The 17,039-nt window shown below is 64.2% G+C and carries 17 protein-coding genes; 8 read left to right on the top strand and 9 right to left on the bottom strand.

Going from position 1 to position 17,039, the window contains the following annotated elements:
* Positions 1–392 precede the first annotated feature (392 nt).
* Positions 393–1,280 carry a manganese catalase family protein gene (locus tag SE91_RS11720; RefSeq protein ID WP_008548966.1) on the top strand — a complete coding sequence of 296 codons (888 nt, stop codon included), beginning with the start codon at positions 393–395 and terminating at the stop codon, positions 1,278–1,280.
* A gap of 63 nt (positions 1,281–1,343) precedes the next feature.
* On the opposite strand, the gene SE91_RS11715 is transcribed toward SE91_RS11720, so the two are convergent.
* Together SE91_RS11715 and SE91_RS11710 are read right to left on the bottom strand one after the other, a co-directional pair.
* A complete protein-coding gene (locus SE91_RS11715) occupies positions 1,344–1,835 on the bottom strand; it encodes an SRPBCC family protein (RefSeq protein WP_061847709.1) in 492 nt (163 codons plus the stop codon).
* Entirely contained in the window at positions 1,835–2,218 is a 384-nt protein-coding gene (locus tag SE91_RS11710) for an ArsR/SmtB family transcription factor (protein WP_061847708.1), read from the bottom strand. The genes SE91_RS11715 and SE91_RS11710 overlap by 1 nt, the downstream gene beginning before the upstream one ends.
* A 177-nt stretch (positions 2,219–2,395) precedes the next feature.
* Between SE91_RS11710 and SE91_RS11705 the strand changes: the two genes are divergently transcribed.
* The gene (locus tag SE91_RS11705; RefSeq protein ID WP_156489578.1) at positions 2,396–3,556 is read left to right on the top strand and encodes a serine hydrolase; all 1,161 of its coding nucleotides are present in this window, start codon (positions 2,396–2,398) and stop codon (positions 3,554–3,556) included.
* 11 nt (positions 3,557–3,567) lie between these two features.
* Here the strand turns inward: SE91_RS11705 and SE91_RS11700 are convergent, their stop codons facing one another.
* Positions 3,568–4,269 (bottom strand): SDR family oxidoreductase, encoded by a 702-nt coding sequence (locus SE91_RS11700; RefSeq protein ID WP_061847706.1) that lies wholly within the window; start codon positions 4,267–4,269, stop codon positions 3,568–3,570.
* Positions 4,270–4,374: 105 nt separating this feature from the next.
* On the opposite strand from SE91_RS11700, the gene SE91_RS11695 reads away from it, so the two are divergent.
* On the top strand, positions 4,375–5,217 hold the full coding sequence (locus SE91_RS11695; RefSeq protein ID WP_061847705.1) for a GNAT family N-acetyltransferase: 843 nt from the start codon (positions 4,375–4,377) through the stop codon (positions 5,215–5,217).
* 98 nt (positions 5,218–5,315) lie between these two features.
* Here SE91_RS11695 and SE91_RS11690 read toward each other — a convergent pair whose 3' ends face one another.
* Positions 5,316–5,762: a hypothetical protein gene (locus SE91_RS11690; protein ID WP_061847704.1), complete on the bottom strand. Its 447-nt coding sequence runs from the start codon at positions 5,760–5,762 to the stop codon at positions 5,316–5,318.
* A gap of 282 nt (positions 5,763–6,044) precedes the next feature.
* Between SE91_RS11690 and SE91_RS11685 the strand changes: the two genes are divergently transcribed.
* Together SE91_RS11685 and SE91_RS11680 are read left to right on the top strand one after the other, a co-directional pair.
* A complete protein-coding gene (locus tag SE91_RS11685) occupies positions 6,045–6,326 on the top strand; it encodes a hypothetical protein (protein ID WP_008570385.1) in 282 nt (93 codons plus the stop codon).
* A gap of 1,008 nt (positions 6,327–7,334) precedes the next feature.
* A complete protein-coding gene (locus SE91_RS11680; protein ID WP_061847703.1) occupies positions 7,335–9,188 on the top strand; it encodes an alkaline phosphatase family protein in 1,854 nt (617 codons plus the stop codon).
* Positions 9,189–9,244: 56 nt separating this feature from the next.
* Here SE91_RS11680 and SE91_RS11675 read toward each other — a convergent pair whose 3' ends face one another.
* Complete coding sequence (locus SE91_RS11675; RefSeq protein WP_061847702.1) at positions 9,245–9,817, bottom strand: hypothetical protein; 573 nt, start codon at positions 9,815–9,817, stop codon at positions 9,245–9,247.
* A gap of 393 nt (positions 9,818–10,210) precedes the next feature.
* On the opposite strand from SE91_RS11675, the gene SE91_RS11670 reads away from it, so the two are divergent.
* Positions 10,211–10,870, top strand: a complete 660-nt coding sequence (locus SE91_RS11670; RefSeq protein WP_061847701.1) for a peroxiredoxin — start codon at positions 10,211–10,213, stop codon at positions 10,868–10,870.
* Between the two features lie 139 nt (positions 10,871–11,009).
* Here SE91_RS11670 and SE91_RS11665 read toward each other — a convergent pair whose 3' ends face one another.
* Positions 11,010–12,740: a methyl-accepting chemotaxis protein gene (locus SE91_RS11665; protein ID WP_061847700.1), complete on the bottom strand. Its 1,731-nt coding sequence runs from the start codon at positions 12,738–12,740 to the stop codon at positions 11,010–11,012.
* Between the two features lie 169 nt (positions 12,741–12,909).
* Here SE91_RS11665 and SE91_RS11660 point away from each other — a divergent pair, with 169 nt between their 5' ends.
* Together SE91_RS11660 and SE91_RS11655 are read left to right on the top strand one after the other, a co-directional pair.
* Positions 12,910–14,301 carry a cryptochrome/photolyase family protein gene (locus tag SE91_RS11660; RefSeq protein WP_245318592.1) on the top strand — a complete coding sequence of 464 codons (1,392 nt, stop codon included), beginning with the start codon at positions 12,910–12,912 and terminating at the stop codon, positions 14,299–14,301.
* 66 nt (positions 14,302–14,367) lie between these two features.
* Positions 14,368–14,652, top strand: coding sequence for a hypothetical protein (locus tag SE91_RS11655; RefSeq protein ID WP_060736345.1), 285 nt, complete (start codon positions 14,368–14,370; stop codon positions 14,650–14,652).
* Between the two features lie 56 nt (positions 14,653–14,708).
* Here SE91_RS11655 and SE91_RS11650 read toward each other — a convergent pair whose 3' ends face one another.
* From SE91_RS11650 to SE91_RS11640, 3 genes are all read right to left on the bottom strand, one after another.
* Positions 14,709–15,449 carry a hypothetical protein gene (locus SE91_RS11650; RefSeq protein WP_061851091.1) on the bottom strand — a complete coding sequence of 247 codons (741 nt, stop codon included), beginning with the start codon at positions 15,447–15,449 and terminating at the stop codon, positions 14,709–14,711.
* An 84-nt stretch (positions 15,450–15,533) separates the two neighbouring features.
* Positions 15,534–16,406, bottom strand: coding sequence for a DMT family transporter (locus tag SE91_RS11645; RefSeq protein WP_008549021.1), 873 nt, complete (start codon positions 16,404–16,406; stop codon positions 15,534–15,536).
* A gap of 91 nt (positions 16,407–16,497) precedes the next feature.
* Positions 16,498–16,944 (bottom strand): hypothetical protein, encoded by a 447-nt coding sequence (locus SE91_RS11640; protein ID WP_008549024.1) that lies wholly within the window; start codon positions 16,942–16,944, stop codon positions 16,498–16,500.
* Positions 16,945–17,039: the final 95 nt, after the last annotated feature.

The following is a 17,039-nucleotide window of genomic DNA, read 5'->3' as shown; positions in this document are numbered from 1 at the left end:
CTGGTGGTAGTGGCGCGGGTGCCGGCGGCAGCGCGGGCGGAGGTTCAGGCGGGACCGGCGGAGGCGGCGGCATTACACACGTGGAGCGTGGCGGGCAAGGCGCCTCCAGCCCTCCCGGCATGCGCAACGAAACCACTCCATCTTCGAGCGGCACAACACCGCGGCGCTAGCTAGGCAGAGCGCTGATCAGACTTTCAAGTCTGATCCCTTCAAGTTGTGCGCGTGAGAGCGGCCCCGGCGTTTCCTCCCCTCCACCGGGGCCGCATCTTTTTCGCATCCCCTGCGAATGGATTTAGAACTCGACCAAATAAACGCGGGAAATGTTTAGGAACGCAACCTCCACCGCCCTCATTGCGCCATTGCACCAGCGCTAAGACAAAAAGGAGTTGCGCATGTACTACTTCGACAAGCGACTGCAATACCCGGTCAAGGTCGAGAAGCCCGATCCCATCTTCGCCCGTCAGCTGCAACAAGCGATCGGCGGCGTGGAAGGCGAGATCCGCGTCTGCCTGCAATATTTCTTCCAAGCCTGGGGCGCGCGCGGTCCCGCCAAATATCGCGACGTGCTTCTCAACACCGCGACCGAGGAGATCAGCCACATCGAGATGCTCTCGACCGCAGTCGCGCTGAACCTCGAAAATGCACCGGCGACGATGCAGGAGACCAGCCTTCAAGGCAATCCGATCGTCGGCGCCGTGATGTCGGGCGGCGAAAGGCCGCGTCACGTGATCGAGGGCATGCTGCATAAGCACATACTCTCGACGGGCATGGCAGCCTTCCCGTCGGATAGTGACGGCATCCCCTTTGACTGCTCGCATATCTACGCCAGCGGTAATCTGGCCGCCGACATGTATTGCAACGTCGCCGCCGAATCGACCGGCCGTACGCTGGCCGTGCGCCTCTACAACTCCACGAGCGATCCGGGCATGCAGGACATGCTGAGCTATCTGATCGCGCGTGATACCATGCATCAGCAGCAATGGCTTGCCGTGATCGAGGAGATGGGCGGCGAGGCCTCGATGCCGATCCCGAACAGCTTCGACCGTAGCAAGGAGGCAACCGAGTTCGCTTACATGTTCATGGGCACCGAACGCAACGGGGCTCCTGTACCGCCTGGCCGCTACTCTGAAGGCCCCTCCCTTGACGGCCGCGGCGAATTCAGCGCTCGCCCTGGCTTTGAACCGCTTGGCGACGTGCCCGTGCTCGGACCGGCGCGGCCCGACAGCGCCGCGCAAGTGGAGCAGATGCAGGAGCCGCCGGTGACCAACGCGCTCACCTGAGCGCGTTGATCAATGCGTCATTCCGGGCGCGCTCTATTCGGCGGCCCGGAATGAACACAGCTCCTACCGCTTCATGTCCGCCACATACGCCGCCAGCTTGTCCAGCGTCTGGTAGCCGTATTCGACCGCGCCGAAGCCGATCATGCCATCGCGCTGCTCGGTGCTGGAGGCCAGCTGGCGCATCATCAGCACGGTCTTGCCATTGCTCTGCTCGGCAAAGGTGACGGTGAAGCGGAACATGCCGGGATCGTCGTCCTGGTCGAGCCCGTGATCCATCTCCATCAAGGACGGCCGCTCGATGCGGCGGAAGCGCATGCGGTTGGGATAGACCGTGCCGTCGGGCCCGATCATGTTGAAGCGCCAGACGCCGCCGACACGCACGTCGATCTCGAAGGTCTCGATCTTGAACCCCTTCGGCCCGAACCATTGCGGCAAGTGCTTCGGGTCGGACCAGGCCTCGAACACCAGATCACGCGGCGCGTCGATCACGCGCGACATCACGATCTCGCGGTCGAGCGACCATTGCGAGAGGGCTGGATTGGCAGAATTCGTCATCACTCGGAACCTTTCCGTTTGGTTGCGCGGGACGACCGCTTGGCAGCCGCCCTCTCCTTCTTGAGCTTGATCACATAGGCTTCGAACCGGTCGAGCCGCGCCTCCCAGATCGCGCGCTGCTGCTGGAACCAATCTTCCGCACCGAGCAGCGCATCCGGGCTGAGGCGGCAGGTGCGCACGCGGCCGGACTTCTCCGACAGCAGAAGCCCGCTCGTCTCCAGCACATGGATGTGTTTCATGAAGCTCGGCAACGCCATGTCGAAAGGATCCGCGAGCTCGCCGACCGACGCCTCGCCCGCGCAGAGCCGCATCACGATCGCCCGCCGCGTGGGGTCGGCGAGCGCGGAGAAGACTTGGTCGAGCCGGGATGATTGGTTAGCCATGAAGCTAACTATAGACCACGGCCAACCGCTGTCAATCATTGTTAGCTACGCGGCTAAGTTATTTCGGCCGCAGGCCACGCAACGGGTTCCCACAACGCAATCGTGAATTGGGGCCGCCCGGCGGTTCACGTTAAGAAGAGCCCGGGGGCACATCACATCTTGCGTCAGAGTCGTGCCGTGTCCGTTGTCACCCCCTCGTATTTCACAAGGCGAGCGCTCGCCCGGGCCGCGCTCGTTCCACTCGCCCTCGCCAGGCCCCACCGCGCCTTGGCGGATTCCGACATGATCGCGCAGATGCGGGACATCGTCGCGAACCATCTGGCGCCGACGGTGACGTCGGACCATGCGGGCGGCCTTGCCGCCGCGCTCTATGCCGGCCGCCATGTCGAATTCTTCACCTATGGTTTTGCCGACGATGCGGCCAAACGGAAGGTGACGCCGGACACGCTGTTCAATCTCGCCTCGTTGCGAAAGCCGTTCGAGGCCGCGCTCGTGGCGCTCGGCACGCTGCGTGGCGAGCTGCGGCTCGACGATCGCCTGCCGAAATACCTGCCCGAGTTGAACGGCGACTACATCCGCCAGGTGACCGTTGGCCAGTTGGCCACGCACACGTCGGGACTGCTACTGCCGACTGACCATCCGCCCTGGCCGGACGAGCAGTTCACGCGCGACCAGTTCATCGCCATGCTGAACGCCTTCGCGCCCGCCCCCGGCGTTGCACCCGGCCGGCAGCGCATCTACACCCATGCCGGCTACGTGCTGCTTCAGCTCGTGCTCGAGCGCCGCTACGGCATGCCGATCGCGCCGCTGTTCGAGCAGCGCATCCTCAAGCTGCTGGGCATGACCGCGACCTGCGTGCCCGCGCGCGGCGAAGACAATCGCGCCGTCATGGACGAGGCCTGGGTGCTGCGCGCGGCTCAGGGCTACTCGGATCAGGGCATGGCGATCGGCCCCATCGGCAACCAGCAGAGCTATTTCGATTTTCCCGGCACCGGCCAGATGTTTTCGTCCGCGCGCGATCTCGCGACCTTCGTCGCCGCCTGCGTCGACGGCCGCGCGATCGATCCGCATCTGCGCGAGGCACTGCGGATGACGCAGCGCGAGGCCTTCCATGTCGACGAGAAATTCGGACAGGGCATGGCCTGGGAGAGCGTGCACCTTCCCGGCGTCACCATCGTCGACAAGCCCGGCGGCCTCAACAACGCTTCCGGTTATATCGGGCTCGTACCGGCGCGGCGGCTCGGCCTCGTCCTGCTCGCCAATCGCGGCGAATATCCGCACGAGATCGCGCGCTACAAGATCCTGCCGGAACTGGCCCGGCTCGTCGCCTCACATTGAGGCGGCCGCGCTCAAACCGAGCGCGTCAGCCCGCCATCGACGCGGATGTTCTGGCCGGTGATGTAGGCCGCCCCCTCGGAAGCCAGGAACGAGACCGTCGCAGCGATCTCCTCGACCTTGCCGTAGCGCTGCATCGGCACGCTGTCGCGGCGCACATCCGTCTGCGGCAGGCTGTCGATCCAGCCCGGCAGCACGTTGTTCATGCGGACGTTGTCGGCCGCATAGGTGTCAGCGAATATCTTCGTGAAGGCGGCAAGGCCGGCCCGGAACACTGCCGAGGTCGGAAACATCGAGCTCGGCTCGAATGCCCAGGCGGTCGAGATGTTGACGATGGCCCCGTTCTTCTGCGCCTGCATCACCGGCGTCACCAGCCGGGTCGGACGGATCACGTTGAGGAGATAAGTATCGAGGCCGGCATGCCATTGCTCGTCGGTGATCTCGGTGATCGGCGCGCGCGGACCGTGGCCGGCGCTGTTGACGAGCACGTCGATGCGTCCCCATTTGGCCAGTGCGCCGTCGACGAGGCGCTTCAGATCGTCGTTGGACTTGTTCGAGCCGGTGACGCCGAAGCCGCCGAGCTCGGCCGCCAGCGCCTCGCCCTTGCCGGAGGACGACAGGATCGCCACGCGAAACCCGTCCGCTGCGAGCCGCCGCGCGGCCCCTGCCCCCATGCCGCTGCCGCCCGCGGTGACCAGTGCAACCTTCTCCGCCATGACCTGTCGTCCTCTGATATCGTCGAGCCGAACCGCAGGCCCGACCCGTCATGAGGCCTTCTACCGCCGGACCTGCCGTCAGGTCCACCGCCGAGAGCATCCGTCATGAGCGATATGCAGATCCGCAATTTCCGTCCCGAAGAGATCGCCCTCGCCATCGACTGGGCCGCGGCGGAGGGCTGGAATCCAGGCTTCGCCGATGCCGCCGGCTTTGCGATCCCCGATCCGCAAGGCTTCTTCGTCGGCGAGATCGACGGCGCACCGGTCGCGACAGTCTCCTGCGTCAATTATGACGACCGCTTCGCCTTCCTCGGCTTCTACATCGTACGCGAGAGTTTTCGCGGGAGCGGCCACGGCCTGCACATCTGGAACGCGGCGATCGCGCATGCGGGCGGTCGCGTGATCGGGCTCGACGGCGTGGTCGCGCAGCAGGACAATTACAAAAAATCCGGCTTCCAGCTTGCCTACGCCAATATCCGCTATGGTGGCGTCGTGGCCGCGCCAGCGAAACCGCCGGCCGAAATCGTCGCCCTCGACGAGATTCCATTCGCGATCATTGAAGCCGATGACGCCACCGTATTCCCTGCCGCACGCAGCGCCTTCCTGCGCGCCTGGATCAACGCATCAGGACATATGGGCCGCGCGCTGCTGCGCGACGGCAGGCTCGCCGCTTGGGGCGTGATCCGGCCGTGCCGGACCGGCCACAAGATCGGCCCCCTTATCGCCAATGATCGCGCGGCGGCAGAGGCGGTCACGCAAGCTTTGCTGGGAAGCGCACAAGGCGACGAGATCTTCCTCGATGTCCCCGCCGTCAATCGCGAGGCGATCGCGCTGGCAGAGTCACTCGGGCTCAAGCCGGTGTTCGAGACGGCGCGGATGTACACCGGCCCCATCCCGCCACTGCGCATCGATCGCGTCTTCGGCGTGACCAGCTTCGAGCTGGGCTAGAGCGTTTTCGAGCGAAGTGGATACCGGTTCGCGTGAAGAAAACGCGTCAAAACAAGATCTAGAGCTTCGGTTCTGATTCAATCAGAACCGATAATGCTCTAGTAGCAGCGCGTGATGTTGACGGTGTGTTCAGTGTCGCCGCGGCCGGGCACCGTCACCTGCTCTGTCGGACAGCTCGGCACATAGGGCCGGTCGGACGGCACGACGTTCGGCGGGAAGCGATGCGTCCAATCCCATGGAATGTCGTACGTATAGGTGTAGCGCACGTCGCCCGAGAACGAATGAGTTGTATCGCCGTTAGGCTGGCCGTAGCTCGCACCGTCATTGAAGAACCCGCCGCCGCCGGGCCAATAGACCCAGGGATTGCTGCGACGGTGAAACCGGGCACCCGGCCCCATCGGCGCGCGCGCCATCGCACCTCCAGGGCCCGCGGCTGAGCCGTGCGGCGCGGCGCCGGCAGGCCTGGCAGAACTATCGGTGGGAATAAGGAGCAGCGCGGCGGCGCTGAGCGAGGCGAACAGCGCCCCATATGATCTGGACATCATGATACGCACCAACTCGTTTGGCTTCGCGAATAGCGGCTCCCCACTGCACGCTAGGCCGGGCTGTCGCCCGCCCGCAAATGTATAATTAATTATTGGTTAAGGCTTGCGATTAACGGGGAACCTGGTGCGGCAGAACGCCCGTTCACCTCTGCTTCAAGCCCATTCGTTCCGGAGCCCACGCTTCATAACCAGTTGAACGGAGTTGATCGCGCCTGCGGCATACGTCCGGAACGCTCCCGCAGCGCAACCGTTGGCTCCCGGCAGAAGCAAGGAGCATCTCCAATGCAGAACAAGTCTAAACTCCTGTGCCTGATCACGGCATCACTCATCGCGGGCACGGCGGCCGCTTCGGCCCAGGGCTACGACTGGAACGGCCCGCGCGTGGGTTGGGACCGGACAGCGCCCGCCTACGAACCGGTTCAACCGCGCGCGTATTATCCGGATGTCGCCGGTCCCTATGGCGCGTACAACGGCACCAACCATCCGACCCCGAGTTCGACACAGGGCGATGTCGGCCCTGACGGCAACAACAACGGCACGCTGACCGGCCACTATCGCTGGTAAAGCCGCGCAACGTTAGGCCCACCATCCGCACGGACGGTGGGCCTTCGCGCGTCGGCGGCTCGCTCGCTTGCGCAGCCAACCGAGCATGTCACGGCGTCAAGCCACAAGCCCTTGCGTTGGGACGGGCGACACACCCAAACCCGGGGTCAAGCGAGCGCTGGCGAAATATTTCTCTTTATTCGAATTCGGATTTTTGTTAGGCTTTGCACACTCCGGCCCACCGAAGAGGGGCGTATCGCGATCGTCACGAACGCGGGCCGGGCGGCAGTGGACGTGGGTCACACCGGCGCGAAGAGCTTCGCAGGGCGGGCAACCGTGAGCGAACGCGTCGCGCCAACGACGGGTGTGGTTCGCGTACGGCCAAATCGTGTCGTCCTGGCGCCCGGGGTCTGTGCCCCAAGTCTTGCGGTGATGTCGCGGCCCGACCGGGTTCGCGGCGTCAGCCATCCGCAAGGCGACGGGGGCAATAGTGCATCGCTCCCCGGGGAGAGCACGACATACGCCGTAAAACCACTGCGCAGGGAAGGCCGGTTGCTTGGCTTCACCTGTATGCCGCTGTGCAATCTTGTAAAGCACACGCTTTCGCACAGTGGACCGTGGGTGCCCAGCCGGCACCCGGTCTTCCCTGCGCCCTTCTTCATTGGGTGTGAGGCATCGACGCAAAGCTCGGGCGAATGAGCCGCGAGGCTGAAAACGCGTGTCTGCATGAAGATGCGAACGTAGTATCTCCGCGGAGAATGCCGGGTTGCTTCCGCCTTCGCCAAGCCCCGGCGGACAAGTCGTTGCGCTCGCAAAGACGACGTTGAGACAGCTGTGCGCGAAAACTTCGCCCTCGTGCCCCGGACGCAGCGCAGCGCTATCTCGTGATGCGGAGCATCGTCCGATGCAGCGTCCTCCCCAGCCCATTGCAAATGTCGCAGGCCTTGTAACGAAACCGTCATGCGGCGAAACTAAACGAAGCTGGAAGCCGCGATCGCGGCGATTTGCCTCATGGCAGGGAGAGATTCGATGCGCCGTTCACTGGTGTTGCTGTCCGCCGGACTGACGGTCCTGTCCACCGGACTTGCCTCGGCGCAGAACAACACGCCCCGCAACTTGATCCTGTTCATTCCGGACGGTCTTCGCGCGCTGAAGGTGACGCCCGAGACGGCGCCGGCGATGGCCGACATCCGCGACAAGGGTGTCAACTTCAAGAACCCGCATTCGCTGTTCCCGACTTTCACCATGGCCAACGGCTCGGCGATGTCGACCGGCCATTATCTTGGCGATACCGGCGTGTTCTCCAACACGATCTGGACCAACTATACCTCCGTCCCCGCCGGCAACACGGTGGTCCCGTTCATCGAGAACGACGCCGTGCTCGGCGACATCGACGAGCATTTCAACGGCAACTACCTCAACGAGGACACCATCCTGAAGCTGGCCCGTGACAAGGGGTACAGCACCGCTGCGCTGGGCAAGCACGGCCCGACCTACCAGTTCGATCATACCGACAAGCCCGAAAAGCCCGGCCTACATTCGATCGTGTTCGATGACGCTACCGGCGGCAAGAACGGCGTCGCGCTGTCGGACGAGGTGAAGGACGCCCTGACCAAGGCCGGCCTGCCCCTCGCCACGCCGCCGCGCGGCGACAACTCCAAAGCGGGCGATGCCAAGACGCCCGGCACCACGTCTGCCAATGTCGCGCAGCAGGCCTATTTCGCCGACGTCGCCACCAAGGTGGTGCTGCCGATGTTCAAGGCCCGCAACAAGCCGTTCGTGCTGGTGTTCTGGTCGCGCGATCCTGATGGCAGCCAGCACAATACCGGGGACAGCCTCAACCAGATCATGCCGGGCATCAACGGCCCGACCTCGATGGCCGGCATCAAGAACGCAGACACCAACCTTGCCCAGCTCCGCAGGGCGCTCGACGAACTCGGGCTCGCCGCCTCGACCAACATCATCGTCTCCGCCGACCACGGCTTCTCGACCATCTCCAAGGAGAGCAAGACCAGCCCCTCGGCCAAGCTCAGCTATGACGACACGCCGAAAGACTTCCTGCCGATGGGATTTTTGGCGATCGACCTCGCCAAGGCGCTCGACTTGCCGCTGTTCGACCCCAATGACAAGAACGCGAAGGTCGAAGGCAACAAGCATCCGAGATTCGGCAACGGCGTGCTCGGCAAGGATCCGGAGAAGCCCGATCTCGTCGTCGCCACCAATGGCGGCTCGGATCTGATCTATCTGCCGAACAAGGACAAGAAGCTGGCGGCGAAGACCATCAAGGCGCTGCTGGAGCAGGACTACGTGTCCGGCCTGTTCGTCGAGGATTCTCTCGGCCGCTTCCCCGGCACGCTGCCGCTGTCGAGCATCAATCTGCGCGGCAAGTCGGCAACGCCGACACCCTCGATCGTCGTCAACTTCCGCTCCTATGCCAGCGATTGCGGCGAGGCGCCGACCAACTGCTCAGTGCAAGTCGCCGACACCGTGCTGCGCCAGGGCCAGGGCATGCATGGCAGCTTCAGCCGCGGCGACACCATGAACTTCATGGCCGCGATCGGTCCTGACTTCAAAGCCGGCTATGTCGACGAGCTGCCGGTCAGCAATGCCGACGTCGGCATGACGGCCGCCCAGCTGATGGGCCTGCGCGCTTCGCAGAAGGGCGAACTGGTCGGCCGCGTGATGTCGGAGGCCATGCCGAACGGCACCGTGCCGAAGGCCTTTGTCGGCACGCTGAAGTCCAAGCCCGCCGAGGGCGGCCTGATGACCGTGCTGAACTTTCAGCGCGTCGGCAGCCAGCGCTATTTCGATGCCGCCGGCTTTCCTGGCCGCACGCTGGGGCTCGAGCCTGGTGCCGGCAAACAAAAAACGGCGGGGAAATGACCCCGCCGTTCCCTCGCGTCCTCAAGTGAGGCACGCAAACTCACATGGCTGCGCTCTTACATCCCGATGTCGAACACGTTCGGCAGTTGGCCTGCCAGAGGCAGCGCGGTGGCGCCAAGGAAGGTCGCCACCATCGCCATCAGGCGACGGTTGTTCTGACGCTTGCCACGCATCTGGCCGGCGATCCACTCCAGCATCTCGCTGTTGACCTTGGAGGCATAGGACGGCGCCCAGCTCGCGATTTCGGTGTCGGCCGACAGCGCGACGCTCCGCGGCGGCACCTTCAGACCCGAGGCGCTCGCGGCATAATGGGCGACCGCCTTGGCCAGCAGGTCGTCGAACCGGCCATCGTCGGTGCGCTCGGTCGCGGCCTCGTTGATCTCGAACAGCACTTCGGCCTCGGCGCGGCTGACCGGCTGGTCGTTGACGGCCGTGGCGGTGAGGATGCGCGAGCACCAGGCGGTGTCATCGGCATCGAGCGAACGGGAGAAATGCACCCTTCCCTTGGTGGTCGGGCCTTCGCCCGTGATCACGCCGTCGCGCACGATGCCCAGGGCATGAGCCGCGGTATCGCGGCAGGACGGTTCGAGGGACGGCGACTCGGTAGGCTTAGGCGCGGCGGCAGACATAGTTCACTTCCAGATTTCTTCTGATCCGCCAGCATTTCCATGCCGGCGTAAAGGGGTGGTTAATGATTCGATACGGCGATCGCGACTTTTCGAGATGGTTGCCAATTGGTCGCTGTCAGAACCGTTTCGGTTCTATGACGCACCGGGCGAGCGTGATGAAAGTCATAAAAGGCATTATCGGGGCGAGCGAGACCGTGTGACCCCGGATGGAGATGTTTCGCCGCAGGTGCCGCTGTAACAAAAAGTTGCTAGGAAATCGGCCCTTCAAGGAAGGAATTCACATTTTACTTCAGCCGGTTCAGTTGCCGTTCACTTGGCCTCGCCAAGTGCCTATACTGAGGGCGACGGCCAGAGATTAATTCCCCAGTAAATTCAATGCGATGAGGTAGAACCATGACACTTCCGATCGGCGCCACCGCACCCGACTTCGAAGCCGAGACCACCGAAGGGAAGATCAAGTTCCACGATTGGATCGGCAATAGCTGGGCGCTTCTGTTCTCGCACCCCAAGGACTTCACGCCGGTTTGCACCACCGAGCTCGGCGCTCTCGCCAAGTTGAAACCGGAATTCGACAAGCGCGGCGTCAAGCTGATGGGCCTGTCGGTCGATCCGGTCGACCGCCATTCGAAATGGTCCGAGGACATCAAGGAGACGCAAGGCGCGGCTCCGAACTATCCGATGATCGGCGACACCGACTTCAACGTCTCGAAGCTCTACGAAATGCTGCCGGCCTCGACCTCGGGCGATCCCCTCACCCGCACGCCGGCCGACAACCAGACCGTCCGCAATGTCTTCATCATCGGGCCGGACAAGAAGATCAAGCTGGTACTGGTCTATCCGATGACGACGGGCCGGAACTTCCAGGAGATCCTGCGCGTCATCGACTCGCTCCAGCTCACCGCCAAGCATCGCGTCGCCACCCCGGCGGACTGGTCGCAGGGCGAAGACGTCATCATCGCGGGCTCGGTCTCCAACGACGAGGCCAAGACGATCTACCCGCAGGGCTGGAAAGAGCCGAAGCCCTACATCCGCATCGTGCCGCAGCCGAAATGACTTTTGGCGGCCGCGCCTAGCGGCCGCAAAAGGTCATCCCGGGGCGTGCGAAGCGCGAACCCGGGATCTCGAGATTCTCCGGTGCGCGATTGCGCACCGGAGTTCGGTCCTTCGGACCGCACCGGAATGCCCCCAGCGATCAAGCCGCGTGTACGCGGTCGAGGAAGCCGTCGACCTCGGCCTTCAAATGCAGGCTTTCGCCCGACAGCGCCTGGGCGGAAGCGAACATCCGGCTCGAGGTCTCGCCGGTCTCGCTGGCACCCTTGGCGGCGTGACGGACATTGACGGCAACATCGGCCGTGCCCGACACCGCCGCACGAACGCTGGCCACGATGTTGTGGGTCGCGCTTTTCTGCTGCTCGACCGCGGCCGAGATCGAGCCCGCGATGCCGCTGATGCGCTCGATGGTCTGGCCGATCGCCTTGATGGCGGCGACCGATTCCTCGGTCGCGAGCTGCATGCTCTCGATCTGGTTCGATATCTCGTCGGTCGCTTTCGCGGTCTGGCCGGCGAGCGTCTTGACCTCCTGGGCCACGACCGCAAAGCCGCGGCCGGCATCGCCCGCACGCGCGGCCTCGATGGTGGCGTTCAGCGCCAGCAGGTTGGTCTGCTCGGCGATCGAGGTGATCAGCTTGACGACGTCGCCGATGCGCGCGCCGGCTTCCGAGAGCTGCGCGATGCGCTGATCGGTGGCCTCGGCCTGCCGCACCGCTTCGGCGGAGATCTCGTTCGATTCCTGCACCCGGCGGGTGATCTCGGAGATCGACTGGGACAATTCGTCGGAGGCCGATGCTGCCGATCGCACGTGCTCGGAGGCGCTTTCGGAAGCTCCGGCCGACTGCGCCGACAGATCGGCCGTGGAGCGCGCGGTGTCGGTGAGTTGCCGCGCGGTGCGCTCGAACTCGCCCGACGATGTCAGCACCTTGTCGAGAATGCCGCCGACGCTGCCGCGGAATTCCTCGACGAAGCTGCGCAGCTCTGCCTTGCGCTGCTCGGCCGCGGCAGTCGTTGCCGCCGCCTGCTCGCTGCGCATGCGCGCCCGCTCCTGCGAATTGCTCCGGAACACCGCGACGGTGCGGGCGATCTCGCCGATCTCGTCGGCGCGGTCCTCGCACTCGATCTCGACGTCGCTCTGGCCGTTGGCAAGCGCCGTGAGCGAGCGCGTGACCGAGGTGAGCGGCCGGGTGACGCGACGGACGACCAAGAGCGTCAGCACCAGGACCAGAAGCCCGGCCAGTCCCGCCGCAATCGCCATGCTCTCGATGGCGTGGGCCAGCATGCTCTCGAACTGGGCCATGGGGATGCCGACATAGAGGATGCCGGTGACCTTGCCGGCCGCGTCCACGATCGGGAAATAGGCGGTCATGAACGACTTGCCGAACAGCGTGGCCGGGCCCTTATAGGCCTCGCCGCGCCGCAGCGGCGCCTGCCCCGGATGATCGGCGGCCAGCTGGGTGCCGACGGCGCGATCGCCATTTTCCTTTTTCACATTGGTCGAGCGCCGCACGAACTGCCCACTCGCGTCGTCGAACACGAACAAGGTGGCGTTGCCGCCGACATAGGACACCGCCCGATCGACGATGGCGTGATCCTTCAGGTCGGGCATTTTGGGGATTTCGGCGCGCTGGACTGCGCCATCCCTCATCGTGATCTTGACGTCCGGAATGGTCTCGGCGAACGCCAGCGCCAATGTGCGCAGGTTGACCTCGATGTCGCGGAGCGCGCGATCATTGAAGGCTGATGTCAGCGACCAATAGCCGGCGCCGACCACGAGCGCCGTATTCACGGCGATCAGCAGCACGGCACACAGGACCGCCTTGGTGCCGAGCTTGAACTGCGGCAGGAACTTCCCAGTGAGAAGCTTTGACATGAATGGAATGACCCCCGTAATTCCTGCATAATCGTGCAATCCGCTTACGGTCGCATTAACGACCGTTCGCACCGCCGGACGTGACATGCTTTCCAATTGGTAAACGAGGCCCTCCCTGACCACGCCAAGCGCGCCACCCATCGTTGTCTGGTTCCGCGATGATCTCCGCCTGTCCGACCATCCCGCCCTCCATGCCGCCGCCAGGTCCGGATCGCTGGTAATTTGCCTCTATGTGCTGGACGAGACGACCGGACGACCGCCGGGCGGGGCCGCGCGCTGGTGGCTGGCGCAGTCGCTCCGGGCACTCGGGACCGAGATCGCCGCGCGCGGCGGTTCGCTAATCCTGCGTAGGGGATCGGCAGCCAAGGTGATTCCCGAAGTCGTGCGAGAGTGCGGCGCCCGCGCCGTCTACTGGAACGCGATTGCGCAGGCGCCGCATCAAGCGGTTGAACGACAGCTCGAAGCGGCGCTGGCAAAGCTTGGAACGGACTCGCAAAGTTTTCCCGGCGATCTGCTGGTCCCGCCCGCGGCAATCCGCAACAAGGAGGGCCGTGGCCTGCGCGTGTTCACGCCATTCTGGCGACGCGTGCTGGCACTCGGTGATCCGCCAAAGCCCTTGCCCGCACCGAAGGAGCTGCGCCCGGCCGGGAAGATCGCCGGCGATCGGCTGGAGAGCTGGAAGCTCGAGCCGCTCAAGCCCGATTGGGCGGGCGGACTGCGGGAGACCTGGACGCCCGGCGAGATCGCCGCCCGCGCGCGTCTGGGCGCCTTCCTCGAGCACACGGCGCGCCTCTATGTCGGCGACCGCGATCGCCCGGACCGGGACGGCACCTCACGGCTGTCGCCGCATCTGCGCTTCGGCGAGCTCAGCCCGCGCCAGGTCTGGCACGCCGCGCGATTCGCTGCGGCTGAAGATCCGGCGCTCGGCCAAGGGGTCGAGAAATTCCTGATCGAGCTCGGCTGGCGCGAATTCTGCCGCCACCTCCTCTACGACCACCCCGACCTCGCCACCGCAAACCTGCAAGCCAACTTCGACCGTTTCCCCTGGAAGCCCGACAAGAAGGCGCTCGCTGCCTGGCGGCGCGGTCGCACCGGCTATCCCATCGTCGATGCCGGCCTGCGCGAGCTATGGCACACCGGTGTGATGCACAACCGGGTGCGGATGGTGGTGGCCTCGTTCCTCGTCAAGCACCTCCTGATCGACTGGCGCGAGGGCGAAGCCTGGTTCTGGGACACGCTGGTCGATGCGGACGCCGGCAGCAATCCCGCCAATTGGCAATGGGTCGCCGGCTGCGGCGCCGACGCCGCCCCCTATTTCCGCGTGTTCAATCCGCAGCTCCAGGGCGAGAAGTTCGATCCCGATGGAACCTACGTCCGGCGCTGGGTGCCGGAGCTGAAGGACCTTCCGGCGAAGCTCATCCACCAGCCGTGGCAGGCGACGCCGATCGAGCTTGCGAGTGCAGGCCTCACGCTTGGCAAGACGTATCCGCAACCCATTGTCGATCATGCCAGGGGACGCGAGCGCGCGCTCGCTGCTTACGCGAAGATCCGCAAAGGTTGAGCGTCGCTTTGACACAATTTCGAAACCCGCTATCGTCATCGCTCCGTTCAAACAATGGGGGACGACATGGACGACGAGAAGCCGATCACCGAGCAGGCGATGGACACGATCACCAACGCCGTGGAAGCGACCAAGGACGCCGCAGTCACCGCCGTCAAGCAGGTGAAGAAGGCAGCCAAGAAGGTCGCGAAGAAGGTCGCGCCGAAGAAGGCGGCCAAGAAGACAGCTAAGAAGGCAGCTAAAAAGACGACGAAGAAGGCCGCAAAGAAGTCGTCAAAGAAAGCCGCGAAAAAGACTGCGAAGAAGGCCGCCAGGAAAGCCACCAAGTCGAAGAAGAAGGCCAAGCGCTGAGCGTAACGCTTGCGGCCGTCTCCGCGCGCGGACGCGCCCGGAGACGGCACCCTATCTCACCGTTTGGCGGCGCGCCGGCCCGGATGATGCTGGCCTTTGGGATCCCGGAATTCGCTGCGATGGCCGCGCCGGTCCTCGGCGTGGAATCGCTTGCGCTTTTCCGCTGAGCCGAACTGCTTGATCACCCGCCTGCCGTTGACCTTCTTGATCACATAGCCGCCCTCGGTCATCGTGAACGGCGCCGTCAGCGACCCCATGTGGTCGAACTTGGTGCCGGGGGGATGTTCGAACGGCTCGAACCAGGACGGGTAGACGAAGTTCGACATCGGAAAGCCATCGACGATGAACGCCTCCTCCTCCACGGCGTCGCAAACCTCATAGGCATATTGGGTGTGCCGGGTCTTTTCAGCCCACAGATTGGCCATGGGATCGAGCACCATCTCGAACAGCTCGTGCGATGCGGCGAGGCTGACCGGATCATCCTCGCCCAGCGTCTTCAGGAATATCTTCGAGATCGGCTGTCCCCGATGCGTCAGCTCGTGCCGTCCGAGGAAGTTTTCGTGCGTGGCGTCGTCGAAATAGACCAGCTGCCAATCGGTGGGCTTCGGCTTGCGGGTGACGTCGAGATCGACGGGATAGCCCCAGACCGGGAGGAAGTGCTTGTCGTAGCATTTCTGCAGCGCTGCGGTGAGCCTTCCCATCCTCCGCTCGCTCATCATCTCCTCTGCATAATTGATGCAGGCAATCCGGACCGGCTTCATCGACCGGTGGAGCAATGCACGTCTCGCCGTTTTCATGGACATCCCGCGCTGAAAAGAAATGGGCTCGAATGCTCCACCCTAGCACGGAACGGTGAACACACGTCAGGGCTGTGCGCGCTGCTAAGAGCGCCGATTGACCACGAAGACCGCCGCTGCGCACATCGCCATGCCGGCAATGGCGATTGCGTCCAGCTTTTCGCCGAACAGGAGATACGCCATCAGGGCCGTCACAGCCGGCACCAGGTAGAACAGGCTCGCGACCGAAGTTGCCGCGGCGTGGCGGATCAGCCAGTACAATAGCCCGATCGATCCGATCGAAAGCGCCACGGCGAGCCAGGCCAGCGCGAGCACGAATTCCCGCGTCCAGTGCACCACGCGGTCTTCGAACAGGAAGGCACCGATCGCGAAGAAGATGGTGACGGCCACATATTGCACGAGATTGCCGGCGCGCCAGTCGATCTGGTTGCAGTAGCGGCGCTGGTAGAGCGTGCCGAGCGTGATGCTGATCAGCGAGACCACCGAGGCCAGCCAGCCGAGCCCGGCCTCACCCGTCATCGGGCGGTTGTGCAGGATCAGCACGACGCCGCCGAGGCCGAGCACGAGGCCGGCCCATTGCAGCGGCGTCACCCTCTCGCCGAGCCAGCGATTGGCGATGGTCGAGGTCAGGATCGGCTGCAGGCCCGGAATCAGCGCGGAAAGGCCGGCGGGTATCGAATGCGCGATCGCGATCGCGGTGCCGCCGAGATAGAAGCCATGGACCAGGATGCCTGCGACCGCGCTATGCGCGATGCCGATGCCGTCAGGCCATTTCGGCCGCGCGATGCCAGCGATGATCGCCATCAGGCCGACCACGATCGCCATGCGGATGGCGAGGTAGGTCAAGGGATCGGCATTGTCGACGACGTATTTGGTGCCGATGAATCCGGTGCTCCAGAGCAGGACGAACAGGATCGGCGCGACGCGGGCGGTCAGGGCTTCTTGATTATGGTTCATTGCCGCCCTCCTTGCCCCATGGGCACGGTTGCGGCAATGCGAATTTCGCCTGGGACGATGCTGCGCTGCGACGGCGGCTCAGCTCAGCCGCTCACCACTCTTCCGGACAGGGATCGATGATCTTCCAGAGCTCGACCCCGTTCTTGATCTTCTTCATGTCAGTGGTGAGTCCGCCGTTGCGGCGGATCCAGTCCTTCACCTTGTCGGGATAATAGGACATGAGGTCGGAGGTGCCTTCGGCGCTGGTGACCTTGATGCCGAAGGTGAAGGCCTTGTCGTAATAGGCCTGGTGGAAGCCGAGGCTGGCACGCGGCGTCACGCAGATCTTGTTCATCGGCACGATGCCGAGCACGAGGGTGCAGGCCGAATTGCAGATGCCGTCGATGATGACGCGCTCGCCCTTCTCGCGCACGCGCTTGTACTTGGCCTTGTACTCCTCGACATAACCGCCGTGGTCGCGGGTGATGTGCAGCTCGGCACGCGCCGGCGTGGCGGCGGCTAAGCAGAGCAACAGCAGGCTCAGAAGCGTGATGCGCATGGCGACGTGCGGCGAAAGCCTTCAGGAATGGGACCAGCCTTGAAGGACCCTAAAATGATCCCTTGGAGCCGGGGAGACGATTCTTAAGCGAATAC

This window comes from Bradyrhizobium sp. DOA1 (assembly GCF_001593325.1).
GTDB lineage: Bacteria > Pseudomonadota > Alphaproteobacteria > Rhizobiales > Xanthobacteraceae > Bradyrhizobium.
Note: the sequence above shows the minus strand (reverse complement) of the source record. Positions and strands in the feature narration are given on the sequence as shown.

Coding starts and splice junctions, on each gene's coding strand:
- SE91_RS11680 (WP_061847703.1), top strand. CDS start 7,335: ATGCGCCGTTCACTGGTGTTGCTGTCCGCCGGACTGACGGTCCTGTCC.
- SE91_RS11650 (WP_061851091.1), bottom strand. CDS start 15,449: ATGAAAACGGCGAGACGTGCATTGCTCCACCGGTCGATGAAGCCGGTC.
- SE91_RS11670 (WP_061847701.1), top strand. CDS start 10,211: ATGACACTTCCGATCGGCGCCACCGCACCCGACTTCGAAGCCGAGACC.
- SE91_RS11685 (WP_008570385.1), top strand. CDS start 6,045: ATGCAGAACAAGTCTAAACTCCTGTGCCTGATCACGGCATCACTCATC.
- SE91_RS11700 (WP_061847706.1), bottom strand. CDS start 4,269: ATGGCGGAGAAGGTTGCACTGGTCACCGCGGGCGGCAGCGGCATGGGG.
- SE91_RS11655 (WP_060736345.1), top strand. CDS start 14,368: ATGGACGACGAGAAGCCGATCACCGAGCAGGCGATGGACACGATCACC.
- SE91_RS11695 (WP_061847705.1), top strand. CDS start 4,375: ATGAGCGATATGCAGATCCGCAATTTCCGTCCCGAAGAGATCGCCCTC.
- SE91_RS11715 (WP_061847709.1), bottom strand. CDS start 1,835: ATGACGAATTCTGCCAATCCAGCCCTCTCGCAATGGTCGCTCGACCGC.
- SE91_RS11640 (WP_008549024.1), bottom strand. CDS start 16,944: ATGCGCATCACGCTTCTGAGCCTGCTGTTGCTCTGCTTAGCCGCCGCC.
- SE91_RS11690 (WP_061847704.1), bottom strand. CDS start 5,762: ATGATGTCCAGATCATATGGGGCGCTGTTCGCCTCGCTCAGCGCCGCC.
- SE91_RS11645 (WP_008549021.1), bottom strand. CDS start 16,406: ATGAACCATAATCAAGAAGCCCTGACCGCCCGCGTCGCGCCGATCCTG.
- SE91_RS11710 (WP_061847708.1), bottom strand. CDS start 2,218: ATGGCTAACCAATCATCCCGGCTCGACCAAGTCTTCTCCGCGCTCGCC.
- SE91_RS11665 (WP_061847700.1), bottom strand. CDS start 12,740: ATGTCAAAGCTTCTCACTGGGAAGTTCCTGCCGCAGTTCAAGCTCGGC.
- SE91_RS11720 (WP_008548966.1), top strand. CDS start 393: ATGTACTACTTCGACAAGCGACTGCAATACCCGGTCAAGGTCGAGAAG.
- SE91_RS11675 (WP_061847702.1), bottom strand. CDS start 9,817: ATGTCTGCCGCCGCGCCTAAGCCTACCGAGTCGCCGTCCCTCGAACCG.